The sequence below is a fragment of the Phenylobacterium sp. genome, from assembly GCF_036677185.1.
Classification (GTDB): domain Bacteria; phylum Pseudomonadota; class Alphaproteobacteria; order Caulobacterales; family Caulobacteraceae; genus Phenylobacterium.
Map to the genome: position 1 here is coordinate 1 of NZ_JAKFEN010000042.1, position 25,811 is coordinate 25,811.

Annotated in this window: 22 protein-coding genes and 1 tRNA gene; 9 read left to right on the forward strand and 14 right to left on the reverse strand. The window is 69.5% G+C overall.

Features of this window, described 5'->3' with window-relative positions; all coding sequences use genetic code 11:
* Positions 1-1,443, forward strand: a 1,443-nt coding sequence (locus tag V6M51_RS21795) for an ammonium transporter (RefSeq protein ID WP_332770340.1), incomplete at its 5' end; no start/stop codon positions are given.
* A 91-nt stretch (positions 1,444-1,534) separates the two neighbouring features.
* Here the strand turns inward: V6M51_RS21795 and V6M51_RS21800 are convergent.
* From V6M51_RS21800 to V6M51_RS21810, 3 genes are read right to left on the reverse strand one after another with little or no spacing between them, the layout of a single operon-like run.
* A complete protein-coding gene (locus V6M51_RS21800; protein WP_332770341.1) occupies positions 1,535-2,428 on the reverse strand; it encodes a 4-(cytidine 5'-diphospho)-2-C-methyl-D-erythritol kinase in 894 nt (297 codons plus the stop codon).
* A gap of 3 nt (positions 2,429-2,431) precedes the next feature.
* Entirely contained in the window at positions 2,432-4,135 is a 1,704-nt protein-coding gene (locus V6M51_RS21805) for a tetratricopeptide repeat protein (RefSeq protein WP_332770342.1), read from the reverse strand.
* A gap of 57 nt (positions 4,136-4,192) precedes the next feature.
* Positions 4,193-5,866: an electron transfer flavoprotein-ubiquinone oxidoreductase gene (locus V6M51_RS21810; RefSeq protein ID WP_332770343.1), complete on the reverse strand. Its 1,674-nt coding sequence runs from the start codon at positions 5,864-5,866 to the stop codon at positions 4,193-4,195.
* Positions 5,867-6,020: 154 nt separating this feature from the next.
* Between V6M51_RS21810 and V6M51_RS21815 the strand changes: the two genes are divergently transcribed.
* Both V6M51_RS21815 and V6M51_RS21820 read left to right on the forward strand, forming a co-directional pair.
* Positions 6,021-6,833, forward strand: a complete 813-nt coding sequence (locus V6M51_RS21815) for a uracil-DNA glycosylase (RefSeq protein ID WP_332770344.1) — start codon at positions 6,021-6,023, stop codon at positions 6,831-6,833.
* Positions 6,834-6,901: 68 nt separating this feature from the next.
* Positions 6,902-8,509 (forward strand): lytic transglycosylase domain-containing protein, encoded by a 1,608-nt coding sequence (locus V6M51_RS21820; protein ID WP_332770345.1) that lies wholly within the window; start codon positions 6,902-6,904, stop codon positions 8,507-8,509.
* Here V6M51_RS21820 and V6M51_RS21825 read toward each other — a convergent pair.
* Positions 8,465-8,920, reverse strand: a complete 456-nt coding sequence (locus V6M51_RS21825) for a glycosyltransferase (RefSeq protein ID WP_332770346.1) — start codon at positions 8,918-8,920, stop codon at positions 8,465-8,467. The two genes, V6M51_RS21820 and V6M51_RS21825, sit on opposite strands and share 45 nt — an antisense overlap.
* Positions 8,921-8,996: 76 nt before the next feature.
* Here V6M51_RS21825 and V6M51_RS21830 point away from each other — a divergent pair, with 76 nt between their 5' ends.
* Entirely contained in the window at positions 8,997-10,079 is a 1,083-nt protein-coding gene (locus V6M51_RS21830; RefSeq protein WP_332770347.1) for a PA0069 family radical SAM protein, read from the forward strand.
* 109 nt (positions 10,080-10,188) lie between these two features.
* Here the strand turns inward: V6M51_RS21830 and V6M51_RS21835 are convergent, their stop codons facing one another.
* Positions 10,189-11,460 carry a cytochrome P450 gene (locus tag V6M51_RS21835; RefSeq protein ID WP_332770348.1) on the reverse strand — a complete coding sequence of 424 codons (1,272 nt, stop codon included), beginning with the start codon at positions 11,458-11,460 and terminating at the stop codon, positions 10,189-10,191.
* A gap of 177 nt (positions 11,461-11,637) precedes the next feature.
* Between V6M51_RS21835 and V6M51_RS21840 the strand changes: the two genes are divergently transcribed.
* The gene (locus V6M51_RS21840) at positions 11,638-12,108 is read left to right on the forward strand and encodes a group II truncated hemoglobin (RefSeq protein WP_332770349.1); all 471 of its coding nucleotides are present in this window, start codon (positions 11,638-11,640) and stop codon (positions 12,106-12,108) included.
* Here the strand turns inward: V6M51_RS21840 and V6M51_RS21845 are convergent.
* Entirely contained in the window at positions 12,098-13,321 is a 1,224-nt protein-coding gene (locus tag V6M51_RS21845) for a class I SAM-dependent RNA methyltransferase (RefSeq protein WP_332770350.1), read from the reverse strand. The genes V6M51_RS21840 and V6M51_RS21845 overlap by 11 nt on opposite strands.
* A gap of 242 nt (positions 13,322-13,563) precedes the next feature.
* On the opposite strand from V6M51_RS21845, the gene V6M51_RS21850 reads away from it, so the two are divergent.
* Together V6M51_RS21850 and V6M51_RS21855 are read left to right on the forward strand one after the other, a co-directional pair.
* Positions 13,564-13,983: a glycine zipper 2TM domain-containing protein gene (locus V6M51_RS21850; protein WP_332770351.1), complete on the forward strand. Its 420-nt coding sequence runs from the start codon at positions 13,564-13,566 to the stop codon at positions 13,981-13,983.
* Between the two features lie 44 nt (positions 13,984-14,027).
* Positions 14,028-14,636 (forward strand): glycine zipper 2TM domain-containing protein, encoded by a 609-nt coding sequence (locus V6M51_RS21855; protein WP_332770352.1) that lies wholly within the window; start codon positions 14,028-14,030, stop codon positions 14,634-14,636.
* Between the two features lie 32 nt (positions 14,637-14,668).
* Here the strand turns inward: V6M51_RS21855 and V6M51_RS21860 are convergent, their stop codons facing one another.
* The 6 genes from V6M51_RS21860 to V6M51_RS21885 form a co-directional block, all read right to left on the reverse strand.
* A complete protein-coding gene (locus tag V6M51_RS21860; RefSeq protein WP_332770353.1) occupies positions 14,669-15,412 on the reverse strand; it encodes a TlyA family RNA methyltransferase in 744 nt (247 codons plus the stop codon).
* Positions 15,412-17,172 (reverse strand): class I adenylate-forming enzyme family protein, encoded by a 1,761-nt coding sequence (locus V6M51_RS21865; protein ID WP_332770354.1) that lies wholly within the window; start codon positions 17,170-17,172, stop codon positions 15,412-15,414. Before V6M51_RS21865 ends, V6M51_RS21860 begins: the two co-directional genes overlap by 1 nt.
* Before the next feature lie 235 nt (positions 17,173-17,407).
* Complete coding sequence (locus V6M51_RS21870) at positions 17,408-20,071, reverse strand: valine--tRNA ligase (RefSeq protein ID WP_332770355.1); 2,664 nt, start codon at positions 20,069-20,071, stop codon at positions 17,408-17,410.
* A gap of 120 nt (positions 20,072-20,191) precedes the next feature.
* A complete protein-coding gene (locus V6M51_RS21875) occupies positions 20,192-20,743 on the reverse strand; it encodes a DUF2497 domain-containing protein (RefSeq protein WP_332770356.1) in 552 nt (183 codons plus the stop codon).
* A gap of 135 nt (positions 20,744-20,878) precedes the next feature.
* Entirely contained in the window at positions 20,879-22,351 is a 1,473-nt protein-coding gene (locus V6M51_RS21880) for a TolC family outer membrane protein (protein ID WP_332770357.1), read from the reverse strand.
* Positions 22,352-22,473: 122 nt separating this feature from the next.
* A complete protein-coding gene (locus V6M51_RS21885; RefSeq protein ID WP_332770358.1) occupies positions 22,474-23,043 on the reverse strand; it encodes a protein-L-isoaspartate O-methyltransferase family protein in 570 nt (189 codons plus the stop codon).
* A 177-nt stretch (positions 23,044-23,220) separates the two neighbouring features.
* Between V6M51_RS21885 and V6M51_RS21890 the strand changes: the two genes are divergently transcribed.
* Positions 23,221-23,294: transfer RNA gene (locus V6M51_RS21890), tRNA-Cys, on the forward strand.
* Positions 23,295-23,437: 143 nt separating this feature from the next.
* Complete coding sequence (locus V6M51_RS21895; RefSeq protein WP_332770359.1) at positions 23,438-23,695, forward strand: hypothetical protein; 258 nt, start codon at positions 23,438-23,440, stop codon at positions 23,693-23,695.
* A gap of 12 nt (positions 23,696-23,707) precedes the next feature.
* Here the strand turns inward: V6M51_RS21895 and V6M51_RS21900 are convergent, their stop codons facing one another.
* Together V6M51_RS21900 and V6M51_RS21905 are read right to left on the reverse strand one after the other, a co-directional pair.
* Positions 23,708-24,094: a c-type cytochrome gene (locus V6M51_RS21900; protein ID WP_332770360.1), complete on the reverse strand. Its 387-nt coding sequence runs from the start codon at positions 24,092-24,094 to the stop codon at positions 23,708-23,710.
* Between the two features lie 8 nt (positions 24,095-24,102).
* Complete coding sequence (locus V6M51_RS21905) at positions 24,103-25,698, reverse strand: flavin monoamine oxidase family protein (protein ID WP_332770361.1); 1,596 nt, start codon at positions 25,696-25,698, stop codon at positions 24,103-24,105.
* Positions 25,699-25,811: the final 113 nt, after the last annotated feature.

Genomic DNA, 25,811 nt, shown 5'->3' on the forward strand with positions numbered 1-25,811 from the left:
GAGGCCGTCGCGCCCGCGGCTGAGGCCACGCCGGCCGCAGCGCCCGCGGAAGCCGCTCCGGCCGCCGCCGAGGCCGCGCCTGCTCCGACCACCGAAGCCCCGGCCCAGACGGTCGACAAGGGCGACACCACCTGGATGCTGGTCTCCACCGTCCTAGTCCTGCTGATGATCCTGCCGGGCCTGGCCCTGTTCTACGGCGGCCTGGTCCGCCAGAAGAACATGCTGTCCATGCTGATGCAGGTCTCCACGGTGACCGTCATCGGCATGATCGCCTGGCTGCTCTACGGCTACAGCCTTGCCTTCACCGACGGCGGCGGCCTCGACAAGTTCATCGGCGGCGCCGGGCGGCTGTTCCTCAAGGACGTGACCCCGGCCAGCAACGTGGCGACCTTCTCGACGGGCATCTACATCCCCGAACTGGTGTTCATCTGCTTCCAAATGACCTTCGCCTGCATCACCGCGGCCCTGGTCCTGGGCGGCGTGGCCGAGCGGATGAAGTTCGCCGCGGTGGTGGCCTTCGCCATCCTCTGGCCGATCCTCTCCTACTATCCCATGGCGCACATGGTGTGGTGGTGGGCTGGCCCCGACGCCATCGCCACCGCGCCGAAGGATCCGGTCCAGTCGGGCCTGCTCTGGGGCTGGGGCGCCATCGACTTCGCCGGCGGCACCGTGGTCCACATCAACGCCGGGATCGCGGCCCTGGTCGGCGCCCTGGTGACGGGTCCTCGCAAGGGCTTCAAGGTCGAGGCCATGCCGCCTCACTCCCTGACCCTGACGCTCGCGGGCGCCGGTCTGCTGTGGGTGGGCTGGTTCGGCTTCAACGCCGGCTCCAATCTCGAAGCCAACGGCTACGCCGCCCTGGCCATGATGAACACCCTGGTCGCCACCGCCGGCGCCGGCCTCTCCTGGGTGGTCACCGAGTGGGTGACCCGTAAGAAGGCCAGCATGCTGGGCATGGCTTCGGGTCTGGTCGCCGGCCTCGTGGCCGTCACCCCGGCCGCCGGCTTCGCCGGCCCTGTGGGCGCCCTGCTCCTGGGCCTCATCGTCTCGCCGATCTGCGTGATCTTCTGCTCGGTCGTGAAGAACGCGCTGAAGTACGACGACAGCCTGGACGCCTTCGGCATCCACGCGGTCGGCGGCATCGTCGGCGCCATCGCCACCGGCTTCCTGGTCAATCCGGCCTGGGGCGGCGCGGGCGTGGTCGACTACACGACCTGCGGCCTCGACGGCGACATCTCCACCTGCGACACGGCCGCCTATGTGATGGGCACCCAGGTCATGGCCCAGGTGAAAGCGGTCCTGGTGGCGATCTCCTGGTCGGCGGTGGCCTCGGCCATCACCTTCTTCGCGATCAAGTTCACCATCGGCCTGCGGCCCTCGGTCGACACCGAGGAAGAAGGCCTCGACATCGTCGAACACGGCGAACGCGCCTACCACTCGTAGGCGTCCAGATCAGGAGCAGGGCCGCCTGGGTCCCTGCTCCCCTCTCGGGAACGGGGGCCCTAGCGGGCCCCCGTTTTCGTTTGCGCGAATTCTAGACCGCCTGGTCCCAGGGCCCACCCAGGCGGCAGCGCTTGACCCACCAGGCCGGACGCATGGCCTCCAGGCGCTCGGCCAGGGTCTCGGCCTGGATGTCCGAGCCGCAGAGGGCGAAACAGGTGGCGCCGGAGCCGGACATCCGCGCCAGCAGGGCCTCGGGCTCGTCGGCCAGGGTCTCCAGCACGTCGCCGATCGCCGGGGCCAGGGCCACGGCGGGCGCCTGCAGGTCGTTGGTCGTGGCGCGCAGCCAGCCGGCCAGTTCCTCGACGCTCTCGAACGCCTCGGGCATGGGGGGCGGCGCGATGTCGGCGAACGAGCCCGCGGCGTCGAAGGCTCGATAGATCTCCGGCGTGGAGACGCTGACCCCGGGATTGACCAGCACCGCCTCGAGGGCCGGCAGGCCGGGCGCGGGGCTGAGGCGCTCTCCCCGCCCCTCCGCCAGCACCGGACGGCCCCAGAGGCAGGCTGCGCCGTCGGCGCCCAACTCGGCGGCGATAGCCTCCAACTCGCGGTCTTCCAGGGTGAGGCTCAGGGCTTCGCGCACCAGGCGCAGGGCCGCGCCGGCGTCGCTGGAGCCGCCGCCCAGGCCCGCGGCCACCGGCAGCCGCTTGTCGAGCGAAAGCGCCAGGGGTGGCTGCGGCCCGCGCGCGCGGGCCATCAGGGCGCGGGCGGCGCGCAGGACAAGATTGTCGGCGTCCTCGGTGGGCAGGCCCGCGGCGAACGGGCCATGGACCCGCAAGGCCAGGGCGTCGGCCTCATGGACGCTCACCCGGTCGCCGATGTCGGCGAAGACCATTAGGCTGCAGAGCGGGTGATAGCCGTCGGCCCCGGGCGCGCCGACATGCAGGAAGAGGTTGATCTTGGCAGGCGCGAACGCCGCGGGGCCCATGGCCTAATGCTCGGCGATGCGCGGCGACGTCGCCGGCCCCTTGGGGCCGAGGCCCGAGGTCAGCTTGGCCTCGACATCGGCCTTGATCCGCTCGTCGGGATCCAGCGTCAGCACCCGGCGCCACTGGAACTCCGCCTCGGTGCGGCGGCCGACGCGCCAGTAGGCGTCGCCCAGGTGGTTGTTGATCTCGGGATCGCCGGCCTCGAGCTCGACGGCCTGTTCCAGCCGCTCGACCGCCTTCTTGTAGTCGCCCAGGCGGTAATAGGCCCAGCCGAGGCTGTCGATCATGGCGCCCGACTGCGGATTGGCGGCCACGGCCTTCTGGACCATGCCCAGGGCCTCGGCCAGGTGTTCGCCCCGGTCGATCCAGGAATAGCCCAGATAGTTCAGCAGTTCGGGATCCTCGGGCCGCTGGCTCAACGCGGCCTGCAGGTCGCGCTCGGCGGCCGGCCACTGGCCCGAGCGCTCGAAAGCCACGCCGCGGGCATAGAGCAGTCGCCAGTCGGGATTGGCGTTCGCGCCCATCGCCTGGCTCAGCACCTGGGCGGATTCCGCATAGCGGTCGTTGGCGCGCAGCAGGTCGGCATAGGTGACCCGGGCCTCGTGGTCGCCGGAGGCCGCGGCCTCCTGGGCCATCTTGAGCGCGATCTCGGGCTGCTTGGCGTTCTGGTAGCTCCAGGCGAGCTTGGCTCGCGCCGTGGCGAATTCCGGAGAACCCAGCTTGGGCCGGCCGTAGGCGTCGCGCGAGGCGGTGGTGTCGCCGGCCACCTCCATCAGGTCGCCGACCATCAGCCAGGCCTCGTTGCGGGTGGGATCGAGCCGCAGGGACAGGCGCAGATAGGCCAGGCCCAGCTGGTCCTGCTTGGCGCCCAGCATGGTGGCGGCCGGGGCGATCAGCACCTGGGCCGCGCCCTGGCGCAGGCTCGGCATGGGCGGCGTGGACTTGCCCGAGAGCGCGCGCAGGCGCGCCGCGGCGATGATCGCATCCGAGGGCTGGGCGGCGAGCGCCTTGTCGTAGAGGGCCACGGCGTCGGCGCGGCGATTGCGCCGTTCCAGGAAGGCGCCATAGGCCAGGATCGCCATGTCCAGCGGATTCTCGGCGCCGGTCAGCGCCTTGTAGTCGGTCTCCGCCTCGTCGAAGCGGCGGACCCGCTCATAGAGATAGGCTTGGCCGAGCTGGCCGAAATAGTCGACGACCCGGTCACCGCGCACCTCGGGCCGCACCAGCGAGCCGTCGACGTCGCCGGCCATGGCCGCCGCCCACGGGGCCAGCAGGGCCGCGGCGCCGCGATGGGGAAAACCGATACCGTCGCCGGTCAGGATGGCGTGGGCGTCCTTGCCCTTGCCCTGGGCCATGTTCTCGACGCCCTTGACCAGCTGGCCCAGGCGCTTCGTGGCGTCCGAGGCCTCCTCGCCCTCAGGCGCCAGAGCGGCGGCCTTGGCGATGTCGCCAGCCAGGACCGCGGCGGTGAAGGCGTGGTCGCGCAGCAGGTCGTTGGCGCCGCCCTCGGTCTCGGCGCGCTCGAAATAGGCCGCCGCCTCGGCCCCGTTGCCGTCGTTGAGCGCCCCCTGGCCGGCCAGGAAGGCCCCATAGGCCGAGCCCCCCATGCCGTCGATCATGGTCGGGCGCCAGGCGACCTCCTCGGACGGCGTCGCGCAGGCGGCGACCAGGAGGAGCGGGGCGAGGGCAACGAGCAGATGGCGCATGGCGCGAGACTCCCCGCTTTCCGCGCCAACATCAAGGCGCCAGGGCGAGGCTTGGCGTCACATGTTCGGATAGTTCGGCCCGTCGCCGCCCTGGGGCGTGGTCCAGACGATGTTCTGCGACGGATCCTTGATGTCGCAGGTCTTGCAGTGGACGCAGTTCTGGAAATTGATCTGGAACTTCGGGTTCTTGCCCTCGGCGTCGTAGAGCACCTCATAGACCCCGGCCGGACAGTAGAGCCGCGCAGGCTCCCCGTGGCGGGGCAGGTTCACCTGGATGGGGACCGAAGCGTCCTTCAGCTTCAGGTGGGCCGGCTGGTTCTCGTCGTGGTTGGTGGAGGACAGGAAGACCGAGGACAGCTTATCGAAGCTGAACTCGCCGTCGGGCTTCGGATAGACGATGGGATCGTAGTCCTTGGCCAAGCCGGTGGATTCGGCGTCGCTCTTGCCGTGCTTAAGCGTGCCCCACGGCGACCAGCCGCCGAGCGCGTTGGCGATGATGGCGTCGATCCCGCCCAGGACGATGCCCGGGATGGTGCCGAACTTCGACCACAGCGGCTTGAAGTTGCGCACGTTGCGCAGCTCCCTGGCGATCCACGACTTCTTGTAGGTCTCTTCGTACGAGGTCAGCTCGTCGCCCGAACGGCCCGCGCCAATGGCGGCGAAAGCGGCCTCGGCGGCCAGCATGCCGCTCTTCACGGCGTTGTGGCTGCCCTTGATGCGCGGGACATTGACCATGCCGGCCGAGCAGCCCAACAGCACGCCGCCAGGGAAGTAGAGCTGCGGCAGGGATTGGTGGCCGCCCTCGGTGATGGCGCGCGCGCCGTAGGAGATGCGTTTCCCGCCTTCCAGGTAGCAGCGGATCGCCGGGTGGGTCTTGAAGCGCTGGAACTCGTCGAAGGGCGAGAGCCAGGGGTTCTTGTAGTTGAGGTGCAGCACGAAGCCGATGGCCACGTAGTTGTCACCGAAGTGGTACATGAACGAGCCGCCGCCGGCGTCGTTCTTCAGCGGCCAGCCGAAGGTGTGCTGGGTCAGGCCGGCCTCGAAGTTCTCGTCAGGAACCTGCCACAACTCCTTGATCCCGATGCCGAATTTTTGCGGATCACGGCCGGCGGTGAGGCCGAACTTGGCCTGCAGCTGCTTGGCCAGCGAGCCGCGCACGCCCTCGCCGATGAAGGTGTACTTGGCGTGCAGTTCGATGCCGGGCTGGAAGTCGGGGCCAGGCTGGCCGTCCTTGCCGATGCCGAACACGCCGGCCACGACGCCCTTCACGGAACCGTCCTCGTTGTAGACCACCTCGGAGGCGGCCATGCCGGGATAGATCTCCACGCCGAGCGCCTCGGCGTGCTGGGCCATCGAACGGCAGACGTTGCCGAGCGAGGCGATGTAGTTGCCGTGGTTGAGCATCCACTTCGGGAACGGCAGGAAGCTGATGTCCAGGTCGCCCTGCGGCCCCAGGATCACGAACTTGTCGCGGGTGACCTTGGTCTCCAGCGGGATGCCCAGCTCTTTCCAGTTGGGCAGCAGCTCGTTGAGGCCGATGGGGTCGATCACGGCGCCGGACAGGATGTGGGCGCCGACCTCGGAGCCCTTTTCCAGCACGGCCACCGAGATCTCGGTCCCGGCCGCTTCGGCAAGCTGTTTCAGGCGGATCGCCGCCGAGAGTCCCGAGGGGCCGGCGCCGACGATGACGACATCGTACTCCATCGCTTCGCGTTCGATGGCTTCGGTCATGTCCCCAACTCCCTAAGATCCGCGCGCCAGGGGTTCCCCTCCCCTTATGTCACGCGGCGTTGATCCGTCGCGGGACTTATCGGTAGCTTGTACGAGGGCGGTCAAGCGTGAACTCCGCTATACAACTGTCTCACAGAAGCTTTTCTCGGACCCGATGACCCCAGCCGACCCCCGCGCCGCCGAAAGCCTGCTCGCCTTCTGGGCCGAGGCGGGGGTCGACGCCATGCTGCTGGACGTTGCGGTGGACCGCATCGAGGCGGGCAAGATCGTCCCGCCGCGCCCGCCGGAGCGGAAGGCCGCCGCCCCCACGTCGGCCGTGCGCAAGCCGGGCCTGGCCCCCGATGTCGCCTCGGCGGTGATCGAGGCGCGGCGTCTGGCCGCGGAAGCCCGGGACCTGGACGCGCTGAAGGCCGCCATTTCCGGTTTCGACGGCTGCCCGTTGAAGTTCGAGGGCGCGCGCCAGGCGGTGTTCTCGCGCGGCGCGGCCGATGCGCCGCTGCTGGTGATCGGCGAGGGCCCGGGCGCGGAGGAAGACGCCCGCGGCGAGCCCTTTGTCGGCAAGGCGGGCCAGCTCCTCGACAAGATGTTCGCCGCCGCGGGCCTGACCGACCGGGTGTTCATCACCAACACCGTTTTCTGGCGCCCCCCAGGGAATAGGACGCCGACGCCGCAGGAACAGGCGGTCTGCCAACCCTTCCTGGAGCGGGCCATCGAGCTGGTCGCGCCGAAGATGCTGCTGCTGGTCGGCGCGCCCTCGGCCAAGTCGATGCTGAAGCGCGACGAGGGGATTTTGTCCCTGCGCGGGCGGTGGTTCGAATGGCGTTCGGAGAGCGGCGAACTGGAACTGCCCGCCATGCCGACACTCCACCCGGCCTTCCTGCTCAGACAACCGGCAGCCAAGAAGAAGGCGTGGAGCGACCTTCTGACCCTGACCGAGCGACTTGATCGCCCGGAACGGGGCGGCTAGGACTCCCTCTGTCGAGAACAAGGGCTGCGTCCAGATCGCTCTCAAGAAGCGGCCGACGCGGGAAATGGATGCAGGCACGCAACGGCATTCAGGTCGCGGTTCTCGCCGGGATCTTCGCCGCCTTCGCCCAAACCGCCGTCGCAGCGCCCAAGGTGCTGAGCGATTCGGACGCCCAGCGGTACGCTGCGGCGTTCGCCGCCGTCGAGGACGGCGACTTCATCGACGCCGGCCTGCAGGCCGCCCAGGCTAAGGACCAGTCCCTGGCCGGCCACCTAGCCTTCCGCCAGCTCATGCATCCCACCGCCCACACCGCCAGCTATGACGAGCTGGCCAAGTGGCTGGAGCGGTTCGGCGACCTGCCGGGCGCAGAGCGGATCTATTCCCTGGCCAGCCGACGCAAGCCCCCCGCGGGTCCGGCCCTGAAGACGCCCCTGCTGGCGGGTTTCGGCTGGGGCGCCATCGAGCGCACCGCCCAGGGCATCGCCGAGCGCCTGCCCGGCGCCAAGGGTCGGATGGCCCGCGAGGCCTTCTACGCCGGCGACATGAAGCGGGCCTTCGAGCTGGCCCCGGCCGCCGGCGAACGCTGGATCGCCGGCCTGGCCGCCTATCGCCTGAAGAACTACGACGCCGCCGAGACCCACCTGGCCCTGGTGGCCCGCGACGAGGACGAGGATCCCTGGCTGCGCGCCGGGGCGGCCTACTGGGCGGCGCGCGCGGTGGCCGAGACCGGCGACGGCGCCCGCGCCGACCAGTTCCTGGCGCTGGCGGCCCGCTTCCCGACCACCTTCTACGGCATGATCGCCGAGCGCCGCGTGGCGCTGGGCAAGGCCAAGCTCCTCGCCGTCGCCGATCAGGGCCGCTACGTGCCCGCCGCCTACACCGGACCGACCGTGGAATTGGCGCGGTTCATCAGCAGCGATTCCCGCGCCCACCGCGCCGCGGCCCTGGCCCAGATCGGCCGGGCCACCGAGGCCGGGCTGGAATGCCGCGCCGGACTGACGCTCGCCAAGACCCCCACCGAGCGCTCGCGCTGGATGGAGCTGATCCAGGCGCTGAACGCCCCGCTGACGGCGCTCACCGGCCCGACCCGCGCGGTGGCCGAGCCCGACTATCCGACGCCCACCCTGGAGCCCAGATCCGGCTTCACCGTCGACAAGGCCCTGGTCTACGCCATCGTGCGCCAGGAGAGCCGCTTCAATCCGCTGGTGGTGAGCCATGCCGGCGCCGTGGGCCTGATGCAGCTCATGCCCGAGGCCGCGGCCCGCGCCGCCGGCGACGACAAGCTCAAGACCGACATGAGCCCGCTGTTCGATCCCGCCTTCAACCTGCGGGTCGGGCAGGACTATGTGACCTGGCTGATGGAGCGCGGGGTCGGCTACGACATCCTGCGCACGGTGGCGGCGTATAACGGCGGCCCCGGCACCCTGCTGAACACCGTCAAGCGGGTCGGCCCGGAAGCCGACAGCCTGCTGATCATCGAGAGCCTGCCCAGCCTTGAGAGCCGGAACTACGTCGAGAAGGTGATGGCGGCCTACTGGACCTATCGCAAGAAATTCGGCCAGGAGAGCAAGACCCTGGACGCCCTGGCCCAGGGCCAGGGCTTCATCGACGCGCGCCTGGACCAGCCGGCCTCACAGCCGGGTGCGCCCACCATGCTTGCGGCGCAGAGCGACTAGGTCGAGCGCCGCCCCCGCGCCCCTGAGCGCGGATTTCGCCACCAGCAGACCGGACGGCGCGGGCCTCAACCGCGCCAGCAGCCCCTCCCCGTCCCTTTCGCCCAGGACCAGGGCCGACCCGCCGCGCGCCGTCAGGTGGCCGCCCAGGGCCCCGTCCCAGCCGCTGCGCAGGCGCAGATCGGCGGGCAGGATCAGCACCCAGTCGCGCCGGGTGATCGCCAGGGCCGAGGCGAAGGTGGAGGCCAGGTCGGCGCCGGCGTCCTCGGCGATCTCCAGCGTGCCGTCGGTCGACTTGCCGTCGAGCACGATCACCTGAGCCACCAGCCCGTCCACCGCCGCCGGCACCAGGCGGCCCAACAGGTTGGCGAGCTCGCGCTCGGAATTCAGCGTCGGGATGATCACGGAGAGCATAGGCCCAGTGGCGTTGGTTCGAACGAGGCGTCAATAGAGTTCTTGTTTTGTTCTCATTCGACGCTAGGGTGGCGGGGTGTCCACGTTCACCCAACAGATCGCCATCCGGGGCCGCGGCGCCCGGTCCAATGCGTCAGGGCGCTATGAGGCCCAGGCGCGGGAGGCCTTCGACGACGGCTGGACGGTGGAGGACCCGCAGCCGGTCCAGATCAAGACGACGCTCAGCCCCGAGCGGGCCAAGACCATCATCAGCAAGAACAACAGCCCGGACGTGGGGTTCTCGCGCTCGATCAATCCCTATCGGGGTTGCGAGCATGGCTGCATCTACTGCTACGCCCGGCCCGCCCACGCCTATATGGGCCTGTCGCCGGGGCTGGATTTCGAGAGCCAGCTCTTCTTCAAGCCCGAGGCGGGGAAGCTGCTGGAGAAGGAGCTGTCGGCGCCGCGCTACCGGCCGGAATTCATCCATATCGGCGGCAATACCGACCCCTACCAGCCGCAGGAGCGCACCGCGCGGGTGACCCGCCAGGTGCTGGAGGTGCTGGCGCGGTTCAACCACCCGTTCTCGGTGATCACCAAGTCGGCGCTGATCCTGCGCGACCTCGACATCCTGGCGGAGACGGCGGCCAAGAACCTCTGCCGGGTGGCGGTCTCGGTCACCACCCTGGACCGCGCCCTGGCCCGCAGCATGGAGCCTCGCGCCGCGACGCCGGAGAAGCGGATCGGGGCGATCAAGGCGCTGTCGGACGCCGGCGTGCCGGTGATCGTGATGTTCGCCCCCTCGATTCCGGGCCTCAACGACCACGAGATGGAGGCGGTGCTGGAACGCGCCGCGGCCGCCGGCGCCAAGGGGGCGGGCTATGTGGCCCTGCGCCTGCCGCGCGAGATCAAGGACCTGTTCCAGGAATGGCTGGCCACCGACCACCCGGACCGGGCGAGCAAGGTGATGTCGCTGGTGCGCCAGATGCGCGGCGGCCTCGACTACGATCCCGAATGGGGCAAGCGGATGCGCGGCGAAGGCCCCATCGCCGAGATGATGTCCCAGCGCTTCCAGGCGGCCAAGAAGCGCTACGGCCTGACGTTCAGGTTCGACGGCCTGGACCTCAGCCAGTTCCGGGTTCCGGTGAAGGCCGGGGATCAGGGGGATCTGTTCGGTTAGACCGCCGCCTTCCCCGCTCATCCCGGCGAAGGCCGGGACCCAGATTCATCCTGGAACTCAGCGGGCTTGAGCTGGGTCCCGGCCTTCGCCGGGATGAGCGGAGTGAGGGCTAGTTCCGCGCCGGGATGATCACCGGCAGGGTCTCGTAGCCCTTGACGAAGACCGAGTGGGTGCGGGTCGGTTCGGCGACCACTTCGATGGTCGGGAAGCGGGCCAGCATCTCTTCCCAGATGATCTTGAGCTGAAGCTCGGCCAGGCGGTTGCCGACGCAGCGGTGGACGCCGAACCCGAAGGACAGGTGCTGGCGGGGCCGCTCGCGGTCGATGATGTAGCTGTCGGGCTCGGCGATGACCTCGTCGTCGCGGTTGCCCGAGACGTACCACATGGCCACCCGATCGCCCTTCCGGATGGTCTTGCCGCCCAGCTCGTAGTCCTGGGTCGCGGTGCGCGCCATGTGGGCCAGCGGGGTCTGCCAGCGGATGGTCTCGGAGACCATGGACGAGATCAGCGAGTGGTCGGCCTTGAGCTTGGCGTACTGGCCGGGGTTCTGGTTGAGCGCATAGACCGAGCCGGAGATGGTGTTCCGGGTGGTGTCGTTGCCGCCGATGATCAGCAGGGCGACATTGCCGTGGAACTCGTGGATGTCCATGTCGCGGGTGGCCTCGCCATGGGCCAGCATCGAGATCATGTCGCCGGCCGGCGGGCTGTTGATCCGGTCGCTCCACATCTGCGTGAACCGGCCGAAACAGGCGGCGATCTCGCTGCGCTTCTGGTCCCAGCTGGTCACAGGGCCATGGCCGGGGGCGTTGGTCATGCAGTCCGACCAATGGGTCAGGGTCCGCCGCTCCTCGAAGGGGAAGTCGAAGAGCGTGGCCAGGGTCATGGCCGTCAGTTCCTTGGAGACCAGGTCGACCCAGTCGAACACCTCGCCGATCGGCAGGCCGTCGAGGATGATCCCGGCGCGCTCGCGGATCACCGGCTCCATGCGATGCAGATTGGCCGGCGCCACGGCGGGGCTGACGGTCTTGCGCTGCACGTCGTGCTTGGGCGGGTCCATGGAGATGAAGCTGGGCCGCGCCGGGCGGTTGGCGTTCTGCTCCTTGGCCTCGAGGCTGACCAGGGTGATGCCGTCGGCGGAGGAGAACACCTCGTGATTGGTGTCGACCGCCATGATGTCGTTGTAGCGGGTCACCGACCAGTAGGGCCCGTAGGCGCTGTCTTCGGTGAAGTGGACCGGCGACTCGGCCCGCAGGCGCTCGAAATAGGGCCAGAGCTGGTCGTCGGCGAACAGCAGCGGCTGGGCCGGGTTCAGGGTCTCCAGCGGCTCGGCGTAGGCCCGCGCGCGGGCTTCTCCACGGATGTCGACGGCGCCGTCGCTCATAGGTCGTCTCCCTGAGGGGCGCCTCGAAGCGGGCGCGGCCTTCTCGTTGGGGATGAGGACGCCGATCCGAACATTGTTTTGCAAGGGATTTTCCCTGCATGCGCCGCGGGCTTCCGGCGGCCGGTTGACGGCCCGGCCGCATCGCACCAAGTCTGGCCGCAGTTCCGGGGAGCCTTCGTGACCGACATCCCAACCCTCTACGACTGGGCCGGGGGCGCCGAGGCGCTGCTGGCGCTCACCACCGCCTTCTACGCAAAGGTTCCCGGCGATCCGGTCCTGGCGCCGATCTTCGCCCACATGGACAACGAACACCCACAACACGTGGCGGCCTTCGTCGGCGAGGTGCTGGGCGGGCCCAAGGCCTATACCAGCGCGGGCGGCAGCCATGCCGGCATGATCGGCCACCACCTGGGCCGCCACCTCACCGAGCCGCAGCGCAAACGCTGGGTGGGGCTGATGCTGGAGACCGCCGACGAGGTCGGCCTGCCCGACGATCCGGAGTTCCGCGCGGCCTTCGTGGGCTACCTGGAGTGGGGCACGCGGCTGGCGGTGATCAACTCGGCCGAGGGCGTCGAGGCGCCCAAGGACAATCCGCCCATGCCGAGCTGGAACTGGGGGCCACCCGGCGGGCCGTTCATCAGCGGCTGAACACGCCCACCAGCTCGATATGCGGCGACCAGAGGAACTGGTCGACCGGCAGCAGGCGATCGAGGACGAAGCCGCCGTCGATCAGGATCCGCGCGTCGCGGGCGAAGGTGGCGGGGTTGCAGGACACCGCCACGGCGCGGGCGACCTTGGAGCGGGCGATCTCGGCCGACTGTTCGGAGGCCCCGGCCCGCGGCGGGTCGAACACAACCGTGTCGATGCGCTTCATTTCCTCGGCCAGGAGCGGGCGCCGCGCGAGGTCGCGATGCTCGCCGACGATCCCCCGTGTCCCAGGCGCGGTCGAGGCCGCGGCGTTGAGCGCACGGATGGCAGGGCCTGAGGAGTCGCAGGCCAGGACGGGCGCGACCCCGGCCAGTCGGAAGGTGAAGGTCCCCACCCCGCAATAGAGGTCGGCGATCTTGTCGGCGCCGGCCGCCGCCTCCACCGCCAGGGCGGCCATGGCGGCCTCGGCGGCGGGCACGGCCTGCAGGAAGGCCCCGGCCGGCAGGGCGACGGTGGCTGGGCCCAGGCGGACCATGGGCTGGCGGGCCAGATAGGCCGGCTCCCCGTCCAGGGTGACGCGGGCGAAGTCGCCTCGGGCGGCGATCTCGGCCAGCCGCATGCGCGCATCGGCCGACAGGCCGCCGCTCTTGCGCTCCACCCCGGTGATGTCGACGTCGATGCCGGTGGCGGTGAGGGTGACGTGCAGGGTGGGGGCGGACTTGGAATGCTCGAACAGCGGCGCGGCCAGGGCGCGCAGGGCCGGCAGGGCCGCCTGCAAGGCCGGATCGGCGATAGGGCAGACCTCGATATCGACCACGTCCCAGGACTTGCGCGCCTTGAAGCCCAGGCGCGCGGCGCCGCGACCGCCGGGGCGGGCGTGCAGGGCCAGGCGGCGGCGGCTGGCCGGCGGAGCCGCCACGGCCGGCAGGAACTCGGTCTCGATCCGCTCGCGGGCCAGGGTGCGGCGCAGGCGGTCGACCTTCCAGGCCAGATAGGCGCCGTGCTCCCAGTGCTGGAGGGCGCAGCCGCCGCAGACCCCGAAATGCGGGCACGGCGGGACGACCCGCTCCGCGCTCGCCTGCAGGATCTGCTCGACCTCTCGCCGCTCGCCGCCCGGAGCCAGGCGCACGCGCTCGCCCGGCAGGGTGAAGGGCGCGAAGAGCGGTCCTGCCGCAATGCCGTCCCCTTCTCCGCCTACGCTCTCGATGACCACCTCAAGGGCGGGCCCGGACGGAGATTCGGACTGGGGACGCCTCTGGGGCCGGGACGGCCGCCGGGAACTTCGCATGCTCTAGCTCGTTTTCAGGAAACTCGCGTCCAACCCGTGTGGATCAAGGCGCAGCGTCACATGAACGAAGATGAACGACGCACTCAAGCAGCGTTCAGGTTCGTTCCACCAATCTCTCTACCGCAGTCGGCGCCCCGGCGTCGCCTCACCCAATCTGGAGCCACCCGATGAATCGCGTCCTCGCCCTCGCCGCCGCAGCGGCCGTTGCGGCCTCCACCCTCACCATCCCGACCTTCGCCGCCGCCCAGTCCTATGGCTCAGGCGATCCCTGCCGCGCCGAACAGCGCCGCAAGGCCAACCAGGGCACCCTGGCGGGCGGCGTCCTGGGCGCCGTGGTCGGCGGCAGCGTGGCGGGCAACGGCGCCAAGACCGAGGGCGCGGTGCTGGGCGGCGTGGTCGGCGCGGTCGCCGGTCACGAGATCGCCAAGCGCAACGTCAAGTGCGGCGCCTATCCCAAGCGCGTCCAACGCAGCGCCTACCAACGCAACAACTGCCGCTGGGTGCAGGAGTACTACGGCGGCCGCAACCACAGCTTCGAAGTCTGCCGCGGGCGCGATGGCGTCTGGCGGCCGAGCGGCCGCGGCTAGGCCCGCAACACAGCATCATCGAGATTCAACGAGGGGATGAACCCATGAACTTCCGCACCAAATTCGCCAAGGGCGCCCTGGCCGGCGTCGCCGGCGTGATGGCCCTCTCGGCCGCCGTGACGGTCCCGACCTTCGCCGCGGCCCAGTCGGCCGGCTATTACGACCAGCGCGAGGGGACCTATTACGACCCCTGCCGTCGGTCCTCGACCAATCGCGGCACGGCCGGCGCCCTGATCGGCGGCGCGCTGGGCGCGGTGATCGGTTCCAACGCCGCGGCCCGCAACGCGCGGACCGAAGGCGCCCTGCTGGGCGGCGCGCTCGGCGCCGTGGGCGGCGCGGCGGTCGGCAAGAACTCCGCGGCCTGCGAATCCTACCGGGCGCCGCGCTCGACCTATTACGACAACGGCTCGCGCTACGGGTCGGGCGGCTATTCCGATCGCGGCTACTACGCCGGTTCATACGATCGCGACCGCTATGGCGACGACGACTACGCCTACGACCGTCGCGGCACGCGATATGAGGTCACAGAGCGTCCCGGCGCCGACGGCTGCACCCTGGCCGAGAGCCCGATCTATCTCCCCGACGGCCGGGTTCAGAAGCGCTTCGTCCGCGTCTGCCAGGACGCCTCGGGCAATTATCAGGTCGTCGACTAGTACCGGCGTCTGAGCGTGAGAAGGCCGTCGGCTTAATCGCCGGCGGCTTTTTTCATGGCCCAGAGCAGGTATTCGCGATTGCCGTCGCCCCCGGCTATGGGGCTGTCGGCGGTGCCCCGGACAGCCCAGCCCGCGGCCTCCAGGAAGGCCATGACCTCGGCCAGGGTCCGGGCGCGAACCGCCTCGTCCTTGACCAGACCGCCCTTCCCCACCCCCTGCGGGCCCGCCTCGAACTGCGGCTTGACCAGGGCGACCAGATCGGCCCCGTCCCGCGCCAGGCCAAGCGCCGCCGGCAGGGCCTTGGCCAGGCCGATGAAGCTGACATCGGTGACGATCAGGTCCGGCGGGGTCGGGATCAAGGCCGCGTCCAGGCTGCGCGCATCGACGCCTTCGAGGTTCGCCACCCGGGGATCGGCCGCAAGCCGGGGGTGGAGCTGGCCGCGTCCCACATCGACGGCGAAGACCTTCGCCGCCCCGCGCGCCAGGCAGACCTCGGTGAAGCCGCCGGTCGACGCGCCCACGTCCAGCACCGCTCGGCCCACGACCTCGACCGGCCACAGGTCCAGGGCGTGGACCAGTTTCAGGGCGCCCCGCCCCACATAGGGATGGGCGGCCACGGCGACGATCTCGGCGTCCGCCTCGAGCGGCTCGGAGGCCTTGGCCAGCACCCGGCCGCCGACCGTGACGCCGCCCGCCTCGATGGCGGCGCGGGCCTTGGCGCGGCTGTCGAACAGGCCGCGCTCCACCAGCAGGACGTCGGCCCGCCTGCGGGCCATCAGGCCGGGGCCTGCTCCTCCTCGAACAGCTTCTTGAGCTCGTTCTTGAGGATCTTGCCATTGGCGTTGCGCGGCAGGGTCTCGTGCCAGAACTTGACCTTCACCGGCACCTTGAAGGCGGCCAGGTGTTCGGCCACATGGGCGCGCAGCTCGGCCTCGGTGGCCGAGGCGCCGGGCTTCAGCGTCACCACGGCGCCGGGCTCTTCCCCCAGGGTCCGGTGCGGAATGCCAACGATGGCGGCGTCCATCACCGCAGGGTGGTCATAGAGGACGTTCTCGACCTCGATGCAGTAGATGTTCTCGCCGCCGCGGATCAGCATGTCCTTGGCCCGGTCGATGATGAAGCAGAAGCCCTCCTCGTCCAGCCGCGCCAGGTCGCCGGTGCGCACCCAGCCGTCGACGAAGGTCTGGGCCGTGGCCTCGGGCTTGTTCCAGTAGCCCTTCACCACCTGCGGGCCGCGCGCCCACAGCTCGCCCACCTGGTTGGGGGCCAGCACGGTCTTGCCGTCGGCGGGGTCGCGGATCTCCAGGTCGGAGACCGGCACGGCCGGGCCGCAGCTGTCGGGACGGTTGGCGTAGTCCTCGGCCCCGTGGGTGGTCACCGTGGCGCAGGTCTCGGTCATGCCCCAGCCATTGCCGGCCGCCGACTTGGGGAAGGTCTCCTTGATCTTGCGCACCAGCTCGGGCGCAGAGGGCGCGCCGCCATAGGCCACGGCCTCCAGGGACGAGAGATCGTAGTTGGCCCGCGCCGGATGCTCGATGAGTTGCCAGGCGATGGTGGGCACGCCGCCGGCCGACTGGACCTTTTCGCGCTCGATCAGCTCGAAGGCGCGAATGACGTCCCATTTGTGCATCATCACCAGCTTGGCGCCGCCCGCCAGGGACGGGTTCAGCACGGCGAAACAGCCGGTGACGTGGAAGAAGGGCACGGAGATCAGCGACGAGCGCTGCGGGCCATTGGGATCGGGCTGGGGCGGCGCCTCGCCCCGACGCAGGAAGGCCCGGGCGCCGGAGACCGCCGCGGCCATGATGTTGGAATTGACGCCTCGCTGGGTGGCGAGCGCGCCCTTCGGCTTACCCGTGGTGCCCGAGGTGTAGAAGATGGTGGCGTCGTCGTCCGGGCCGATCTCGACATCGGGCAGCGGTCGGTCGGGCAGCTTGGCCCAGTCGTTGGCGCCGCCGATCACGCTCTCGAGCTGGGTCACCAGCGGGTGGGCGATCTCCTCGCGGTCGCGGCTGACATAGACGCGGACCAGGTCGGGGCAGTTGGGCAGGTGTTCGGTCATGCGCTCATAGCGCTCGGCGTCCATGACCACGACCTTGGTCCCGGAATCGGTGAGGCCGTATTCCAGCTCCGGTCCCGTCCACCAGGCGTTCAGCGGGGTGACGATGGCCCCCACGGCGGCGGCGGCGTAGAAGGCCACCGGCCACTCGGGCAGGTTTCGCATGATCACGGCGACCCGGTCGCCCTTGACCACGCCCTGGGCCTGCAGCTCGGCGGCGAAGGCGGCCACGGCGCGGTGGAAGGCCTCGAAGGTGACCCGCTCGTCCTCATAGACCAGGAACACCCGGTCCCCATGGGTGCGGCCCAGCTCGACGATGGCGCGGATCGACGGCGGCAGGTTCTTCCAGACGCGGGTCGGAACGCCCCGGATATCCACCGTCTCGATCTCGGCGGGCGAGCCGGGCGCGGTGATCATCGCGTTGGCCTGGGCGATGGACATGGCGGGCCAACCGGCGGGCAGAGCAGCCTCGGTCATGGGACGTTCCTCCTGATACTCGCGCGGGATTCACCGCCCGCGTCGTCTCAGGTGAACTGGCATAACCTAGCGTCAGGTGCAAACACCTGTTTGAACCTTTTCCCTCCCCTTTATGGGGAGGGACCGGTCGCGCAGCGACCAGGGTGGGGAGGTCCAGCATCCGCGCCAAGCGGCAGGTTACCCCACCCCCGACCGCTCCGCGGTCTGCCCTCCCCATAAAGGCGAGGGAAAAGGCTCAGCCCGCCGCTTCCAGCCTCGACAGGGCGCCTTCCAGCTTGGCCTTGGCGGCTTCGGACTCCGCGAGGCGCTCGCGGTTCTCCTCGACCACCTCTTCCTTGGCGTTGGCCACGAAGGCCGGGTTGCCCAGCTTCTTGTTCACGTGGGCGATGTCTGAGGCGTGGGTGGCGATCTCCTTGGCCAGGCGCGCCCGCTCGGCGGCCAGGTCGATGAACTGCGCCACCGGCAGGGCCAAGGTGGCCCCATCCACCACGAAGGGGATGGCGCCCTCGGGGATGGCCTCCTCGAAGCGGACCTCGGAGATCCTAAGGGTCTGGGCGATCACCGCGGCGTTGGTCTCGAAGACCTGGCGCTGGGCGGGCGTGGCCTCGACCACCAGCAGGGCGGGCTTGGCGCTGGGCGGGACGTTGAGCTCGGCGCGGACCGAGCGGCCCTCGCTGACCGAGGCGATGACCAGGCCGATCTCGGCGTCGGCGGCGGCGTCGATCAGGCTGGACGGCAGGACCGGCCATTGGGCGGTGATCAGCATGCCCTCGGCGCGCGGGGCGCCCAGGTCGGCGGTCTGGTTCCAGAGCTCCTCGGTGATGTAGGGCATGACCGGGTGCAGCAGCTTGAGGATCACGTCCAGCACCCAGGCGGCGGTCGCCTGGGTCTCGGCCTTGGCCGCCTCGTCGGCGCCGTTCAGCAGCGGCTTGGCGAGTTCGACATACCAGTCGCAATAGGTGTTCCAGATGAACCGGTAGAGGCCGTTGGTGGCCTCGTCGAAGCCGCAGCCCTCCAGGGCCGCGGTCACCGTCTGGGCCGCGCGGGCGGTTTCGCCGACGATCCAGCGGTTGAGCACGCCCGTGACCTTGGCCGGGTCGAAACCCTCGGCGCGGGCGCAGCCGTTCATCTGGGTGAAGCGGGTGGCGTTCCACAGCTTCGTGCCGAAATTGCGATAACCTTCAATACGCTGGGTCGAGAGCTTGATGTCGCGCGCCTGGCCCGACATGGCCGTCAGCGTGAAGCGCAGGGCGTCGGCGCCGTAGCTGTCGACCAGCTCCAGCGGGTCCATGACATTGCCCTTGGACTTGGACATCTTGGCGCCCTTGGCGTCGCGCACCAGGGCGTTGAAGAACACCCGCTTGAACGGGACCTCGCCGGTGAAATGGATGCCCAGCATCATCATCCGGGCGACCCAGTAGAAAATGATGTCGAAGCCGGTCACCAGGGTGTGGGTCGGGTAGAACCGCTCAAGGTCGGCGGTCTTGTCCGGCCAGCCCAGGGTGGAGAACGGCCACAGCCCCGATGAGAACCAGGTGTCGAGGACGTCCTCGTCCTGGCGCAGGGGCTCGTCGTGGCCGTAGTGCTCGCGCGCGGCGGCCTTGGCGGCCTCCTCGGTCTCCTCGACGAATATCTTGCCGTCCGGCCCGTACCAGGCCGGGATGCGGTGGCCCCACCAGAGCTGGCGGCTGACGCACCAAGGCTCGATGTTCCGCATCCACTCGAAGTAGGTCTTCTCCCAGTTCTTGGGCTCGAGGACCGTGCGCCCCTCCTCCACCGCCTTGATGGCCGGCTGGGCCAGGGTCTTGGCGTCGACGTACCACTGGTCGGTCAGGTAGGGTTCGATGACCACGCCGGAGCGGTCGCCATGCGGCACGGCGTGGCGGGTCTTCTCGATCTCGCGCAGCAGGCCCAGGGCCTCGAACTCGGCCACCACCTTTTTGCGGGCGGCGAAGCGGTCCAGGCCCAGATACTCCTTGGGCGCGTTCTCGTTGATCCGCGCCTGGGGGTCGAAGATGTTGATCAGCGGCAGGTTGTTGCGCTTGCCGACCTGATAGTCGTTGAAGTCGTGGGCCGGGGTGATCTTCACCGCGCCGGACCCCTTTTCGGGATCGGCGTAGTCGTCGGCGATGATCGGGATCGGCCGGTTGACGATCGGCAGACGCACGGCCCGGCCGATCAGGTGAGCGTAGCGCGGGTCCTTGGCGTTCACCGCCACGGCGGTGTCGCCCAGCATGGTCTCGGGCCGGGTGGTGGCCACCACGACCTCGCCGGAGCCGTCCTCCAGCGGATAGGCGAAGTGGTAATAGGCCCCCTCGACCTCGCGCTGCTCGACCTCGATGTCGGAAATGGCGGTCTGGAAGTGCGGATCCCAGTTCACCAGCCGCTTGTCGCGGTAGATCAGCTTCTGCTTGTGCAGGGTGACGAACACCTTGCGCACCGCGGCCGAGAGGCCCTCGTCCAGCGTGAAGCGCTCACGGCTCCAGTCGCAGGAGGCGCCCAGGCGGCGCAGCTGGTTGGTGATGGTCCCGCCGCTCTCGGCTTTCCATTCCCAGACCTTGGCGACGAACTCCTCGCGGCCCATGTCGCGGCGCGAGCGGTTGCCGGCCTCGGCGAGCTGGCGCTCCACCACCATCTGGGTGGCGATGCCGGCGTGGTCGGTCCCGGGCAGCCACAGGGCCGCCTTGCCGCGCATCCGCTCGAAGCGGGTCAGCACGTCCTGCAGGGTGTTGTTCAGCGCATGGCCGATGTGCAGCGAACCGGTGACGTTCGGCGGCGGGATGACGATCGAGAACGGCTCGGCGGCCGGATCGGAGGTCGGCGCGAACGCGCCCGAGGCCTCCCAGGCGGCGTAGAGGCGCGGTTCGGCGGTCTTGGGATCGAAGTTTTTTTCAAGCATTGCGAGGGCGTGCTTACATTTTCGCTCCGGCCAGCGGAAGCGGGATGAGTCAAAACCGCCCTCCCCGGTTTTCCCGGAGAGGGCGGATTGGATTGGGTCTGCCAGATTTGGGCGGGCGCCCTACCGCCCGCGGGCGATGCGCTCGACTTCCTGGTCCACCGTCGCCTGGACGATCTGCGGCAGGTTGTCGTCCAGCCATTGCTTGAGCATGGGCCGCAGCAGTTCGCGTACGACGTCTTCCAAGGTGCGGCCCTCGGCCGGCATCTGGATGGTTTTCGAGAGCCTTCCGAAGGCCGAGGCCGCGGCGGCCGCGGCGATGTCGCCGACCAGACCTTCGCCGGGCGACACCGGCGGCGGCTCATAGGCCGGCTCAGGTTCCGGCTCGGGCTCATAGGCCGCCAGCGGCTCGGGTTCGGGCTCCGGCTCGGCCGCGCCCGGGGTGTAGACGTCGAGATCGCCGACCTTCTCGGTCAGCTCGAGGACGCCGTCATCCTCGGGCTCCGCCGGCTCCGGCTCCGGCTCCGGCAAGGCGGCTTCCGGAGCGGGCTCGGGCTCGGCCTCTTCCTCGGCCGGCGCGGCCCCATCGGCGGGTGCGTCATCCTCGGAGATGATGCGCCGGATGGAGGCCAGGATCTCCTCCATCGTCGGTTCTTGCGAAGTCGTGTCGGACATATGCTGGGCCGTCGCTGGAGCGATGAAAGAATCCGTACGCGTCACGGTAGGCGCGTGCGTGTGATCCTGCAATTTCCGCCAAGCTTCGCAAGCGAGTATTCGCCTGTCAGGCGAAGTCTTGCGGCGAATGGCCGCTTACTTCGGCGCGGTCGGCGCGGCTTCCATGGGCTTTTCCGCCGGCTTGGGCGTCAGTACGCCGTCCACGATGGCGATCGGCTCCTCCCAGGGCACCCAACCCCAGGTGAAGCGGAGCTTGGAGAAGTTGGTCTTCGGATCGTAGCGGGTGACAGCCGGGGTGAGGTTCGGCGCCTCCAACCGGCCCATCTGGGCCAGGACATTGGTGGCGGCCACATACTCGTCGCGGCGGGCGCTGACCTGGGCCAGCTCGGCGGCGCGCAGCTCCTGCTCGGCGTTCAGCACGTCGAGGGTGGTGCGCAGGCCGACCTGCTGCTCCTGGCGGGTGCCTTCGGCGGCGATGCGCGCGGCGCGGACCTGCTCGTCGCTGGAGCCGATATTGGCGCGGGCGGCGATGAGCTGGCTCCAGGACTGGGTCAGTCCCTGCAGCACCGTGCGGCGGGCGGTCTCGACGCCGATTCGGTCGGCGTTGTTGCGCTCGATCTGGGCGCGAACCCGCGAATTGGTCAGGCCGCCGGTGAACAGCGGCACGGTGAGCACGGCCGAGCCCTGGATATTGCGGGCATAGTCCTCGGTCTCGAGCGGATCGGCCTGGCCGTTCCAGCCGACAGTGCCGCGCAAGGCGAGACTGGGCATGCGTTCGGCGCGGGCGCCGGCCAGGCGCGCGCGGCTGGCCTGCTGGGCGTATTCGGCGCCGCGGATCTGCGGGCTGGACGTCTCCGCCGCGTCGAAGGCCTGGGCGACGTCGGTCGGCAGCAGGGCCCCGAGCGAGGGCTCGGGCGCCAGGTCGCCGGGATTCTGGCCGACCACGGCGGCGTAGTTGGCGCGGCTGATGGCGAGCTGGGACTGGGCCTGGGAAAGCTGGAACTGGGCGGCGGCCAGGCGGGCCTCGGACTGGGCGACATCGGTGCGGGTGATCTCGCCCACGTCGAAGCGGGCCTTGGATTCCTCGAGCTGGCGCTCCAGGACGCGGACGTTCTCCTGGCGGATGCGCAGGGCCTCGATGTCGCGGCGGGTGTCGACATAGGCGGTGATGACATTGGCCAGCACCTGGGACTCGACCCGGCGCAGGTTCTCGCGACCGGTCAGGATGTCGGCCTCGGCGGCGGAGACCGCCGCGGCGGTGCGTCCGCCGGTGTAGAGCGGCTGGGACAGGGTGAAACCGGCCGAGCCGGAATTGCCCTCGATCGGCCCGAACACCCGCACGCCGTTGACCAGGCGGCCGCCCGGCGTCCGGTTTTCTTCATAGTTGCCCTGGACGCTGGCCGAGAGCGTCGGCCGGTAGCCCGTGCGCGCCTGGACGTAGCTTTCGTCCAGCGCCCGCTGCGAGGCGCGCTGGGCCTGCAGGGTCGGGTTGGAGTCGTAGGCGAGCGCGATGGCCTCGGCCAAGGTTTCGGCGAAGGCGGGGGCAGCGCAGCCAAGGCCCGCGACACAGACCGCGGCGAGCAAAGCTCCGCGACGACTATTGAACATGCTTATCCCCGAAACGGCGTAGAGAGACCGCGCCCTATATGACCGGCGAAACCGTCGCGGACTAGAGGCCGCGACCTTAAGCTTTTTTCACGCCAAGGTTTCGGGTGTGTTTCACAACCTGGTTAGAAGGCGAAACCATGTTGCGGTTCAAAGCCTTCGAGGAACGGGGCCATGGCGTCGAAGAGGGTCCGGCGACCCACGCCGTCCTCGGCGCGGACGTACAAGGCGGCCTTTGCGGTGACGTTTTCGCGCTCGATCACGCCCAGGCGGCCGCCCAGGGCCAGGGCCAGGGTCCAGGCCTCGGGGGCCTTGGTCACCGCGCCCTCGACCACGACGATGTCGTAGTTCGCGCCCGCGACGGCGGTGAGGTCGGCGCCGTCGAGATGCTCGACGTTCAGGCCCATGGCTTCCAGCACCGCGCCGGCATAGGGCGCGGCGATGGCCAGGACCCGTTCGCCGGCCTTGGGCTTCAGGGCCTGGAGCAGCTTGGAAACCTCACGCGGGCGCAACAGGTAGCGGCCCGGCGCATAGGGCAGGTCGGCGTCGGTATAGGCCTGGAAGGCCTTGTCCGGCGCGAACTGCTCGCGGGGGATGGCGCGCATGGCGTCATGGATCCGCACGTCGGTGACGTCGTTGGTGCGAACCTGGCTCTCGACCATGTTCAGCCGTGCGGCGGCGAAATCTGCGGCCATGGGTCCTCGGACGATTCCTGGCGGGTTGAATTCGAAGTGCGCTTATAGGTCGCCGCCCTCGGCGAAGGCAATGCGACGGGTCCGCGCTTAACCGTAACGCAACACGCTTGCGGCAGAGATTGCCCCCGGCGGGACGTTCTGTTAGCGATCCGCCCTCTCCGGCGAACAACCGGCGGCGGCCTGATGGCGGAGTGGTTACGCAGCGGACTGCAAATCCGTGCACCCGAGTTCGATTCTCGGTCAGGCCTCCAATAATTCTTCCCAACGACATCCCAGACGGTTGCGGCTCCAGGCCGCGCCGCTGTCGCCGCCAGGATCGGTCACGCGATTTGAGCGGGATCAAAGCCGCTGACCCGCGGGTTGTCTTAGTGGCGAAGCGCCCCGGAGCAGCCCTATGCCATTTCCAACGACCGAGACCGACCACGCAGCCGCCCTTGCTGGACGAGCCCTTCAAGAGGGCTTCGAGCTCTGGAAGTGCGGCTGCGACATCTGGCTGGAATACCTGGCCGAGCTGCCGGGCGTGCGGACGCCGGCCGACCTGATCGAGGCCAATGCGAGGGCCATGGTCCACGGCGCCGAAATCTGCGGCCTGGCCACCGGCGCCCTGTTGCGGGACGCGGGGCTCCGCGTGCCGACGCTTAACGACGGATAGCCCCGGCCGGGTTCAGTGCGCCTGCAGCACGGCCTTGGCGTTCTCGCGCTTGCCGCCCCCGCGCAGAGCGGTGACCTGGGTCGGGTTGATGGGCTTGCCCTTATTGCCCCAGGACACGCGCACATAGCTGAGGATCGTCGCGATCTGCAGGTCGGTCAGTTCGTCCTGGAAGGACGGCATGCCGCCCCGTCCGTGCAGCACCCGGCCGATCGGCTCCTTGGCATCGCCCTGCACGAACTTGCTGCCGGCCAGCGCCGGGAAGGCGCCGGGTATCCCCTGACCGGTCGGACGATGGCAGGCGGCGCAGTTGTCCTTGTAGAGGCTGGCGCCGTCGGCGGCGGCGGCCGGCTTGGCGCAGAGGCTCGCGGCGACAAGCGCGAGCGCCGGAACGACACGCATGGCTCCCCTCACGCCGCGTGCGCCCGGGCGTGCAGCTTGGCGATCTGCTGCCAGGCGCTCTCGATCCCGCCGGCCTGCCAGCCGGTCATGTAGCTCATGTGCTCGCCGGCCAGGTAGAGCCGCCCGTCGGGCTCGCAGAGGATCGGATAGGCGCTGGCCCGCGCCTCGTCGCTCCACTGGGCCCAACCGCCCAGATTGTGCTCGATCAAGTGCCAGGAGGCGGAGAAGGCGCTGTCGATGTTGTCGGAATAGCCGGGGAACACCCGATCGCCGGCCCGGCCAGCCAGGGCGCGGCGCTCGGCGGGCGAGAGCGCGCTGACCTTCGCGGCCTGGGCGCCGAAATTGTAGTAGCCCAACAGCACCCCCTTACGGCCCTGGAAGCCAGTGGACGGCAGGGTCATGGAGTTGATCTCGGGGTCGTCGAAATAGACGTGGCCGCCGTAGATGTGATGGTCCTCTTCCCAGAACCGCCGCTTCATCTGCAGGCCGATCTTGCCGACCAGGGCGTAGGAGACCGCGCCGATCGCCTCCTTGAAGGGCTTGGAGACCTGGACGTCCAACTGGCGCAGGACCGAGAGCGGGATGGTGCAGATGCAGTAGTCGGCCTTCAGGGTCCCGGCCTTGCCGTCGCCGTCGACGAAGGCGATCTCCACCCCCTTCGGGTTCTGCTTCAGGCTCTTCACCTGGGTCGAGTACTTGATCAGCTGGCCGATGGCGCCCTCGAAGCCCTTGGCGATCCGATCCATGCCGCCGACCGGCTGGAACATGGTCCGCTGCTGCTCCCAGCTGCTCACCGAGGCCAGGGTGCGCCATGCCCCGGAGTGCAAGACATCGGTGAAGCTGTTGGGAGTGGACGGCTTGCCAGGACCAGGATTCATCAGCGGGCCGGGCGGCAGGTCGAAACCGCGCCCCTCCGTGCCCTTATAGGCCAGATCCTTGGTCAGGTAGCCCTCCTGGACCACGTAGGCCAGGAACTGCTCGCGATCCTCGGCGGTCATCTGCTGGTCGAGCGCGCCCTGCTTGATCGATTTGGCGAGGATCTCGGCGGCCCCGCCGCGGATGTCGGCGGCCACGTGGCCCTTGCGGATCGGCTTGCCCGCCAGCGGCCCCGTTCCGTGCCCGAACATCAGGTAGGAGGCGTCGTTGTCATTGACGAAGACCTCCAGCGGAATGTTGAATTCCTTGGTGTAATGCAGGGTCGACTGGTGGTGATAGGGGATCCGCCAGGGCCCGTGGTTGATGTAGTTCCCGTCATCGAAATCGCAGACCTGGGTCTCGCCGCCCAGCTCGGTCAGCTTGAAGCCCTTGCGCGCCGTCTGGCAGCGGCCGCCGGCGAAGTCGCGGGCCTCGATGACCGTGACGTCGTAGCCCGCCCTGGAGAGTTCATAGGCCGCGGTGAGGCCGGCGACGCCCGCCCCCAGCACGGCGACCTTCTTGCCGCCGCCGCCCGACAGGACTGGCGGCGCGGCCTGGGCCGAGGCGATCCCGAACCCGAGCGCGCTCATCCCGGCCAGCAGCAGGCTGGATCCGCCCACCCCGCCGAGGCCCTCCAGAAACGACCGGCGCGAAACGCCCAACCCGGCGGCCAACAATCCACGATCCATAATATCCCCACCCGCTCTGCAATGGGACGCAGGGAGCAGAGGACCACACCGGGCGGACAATCGCTATTTCATTAGATTTGGATCTGGACGGTGGATTGGCGTCCCGGCGCCCA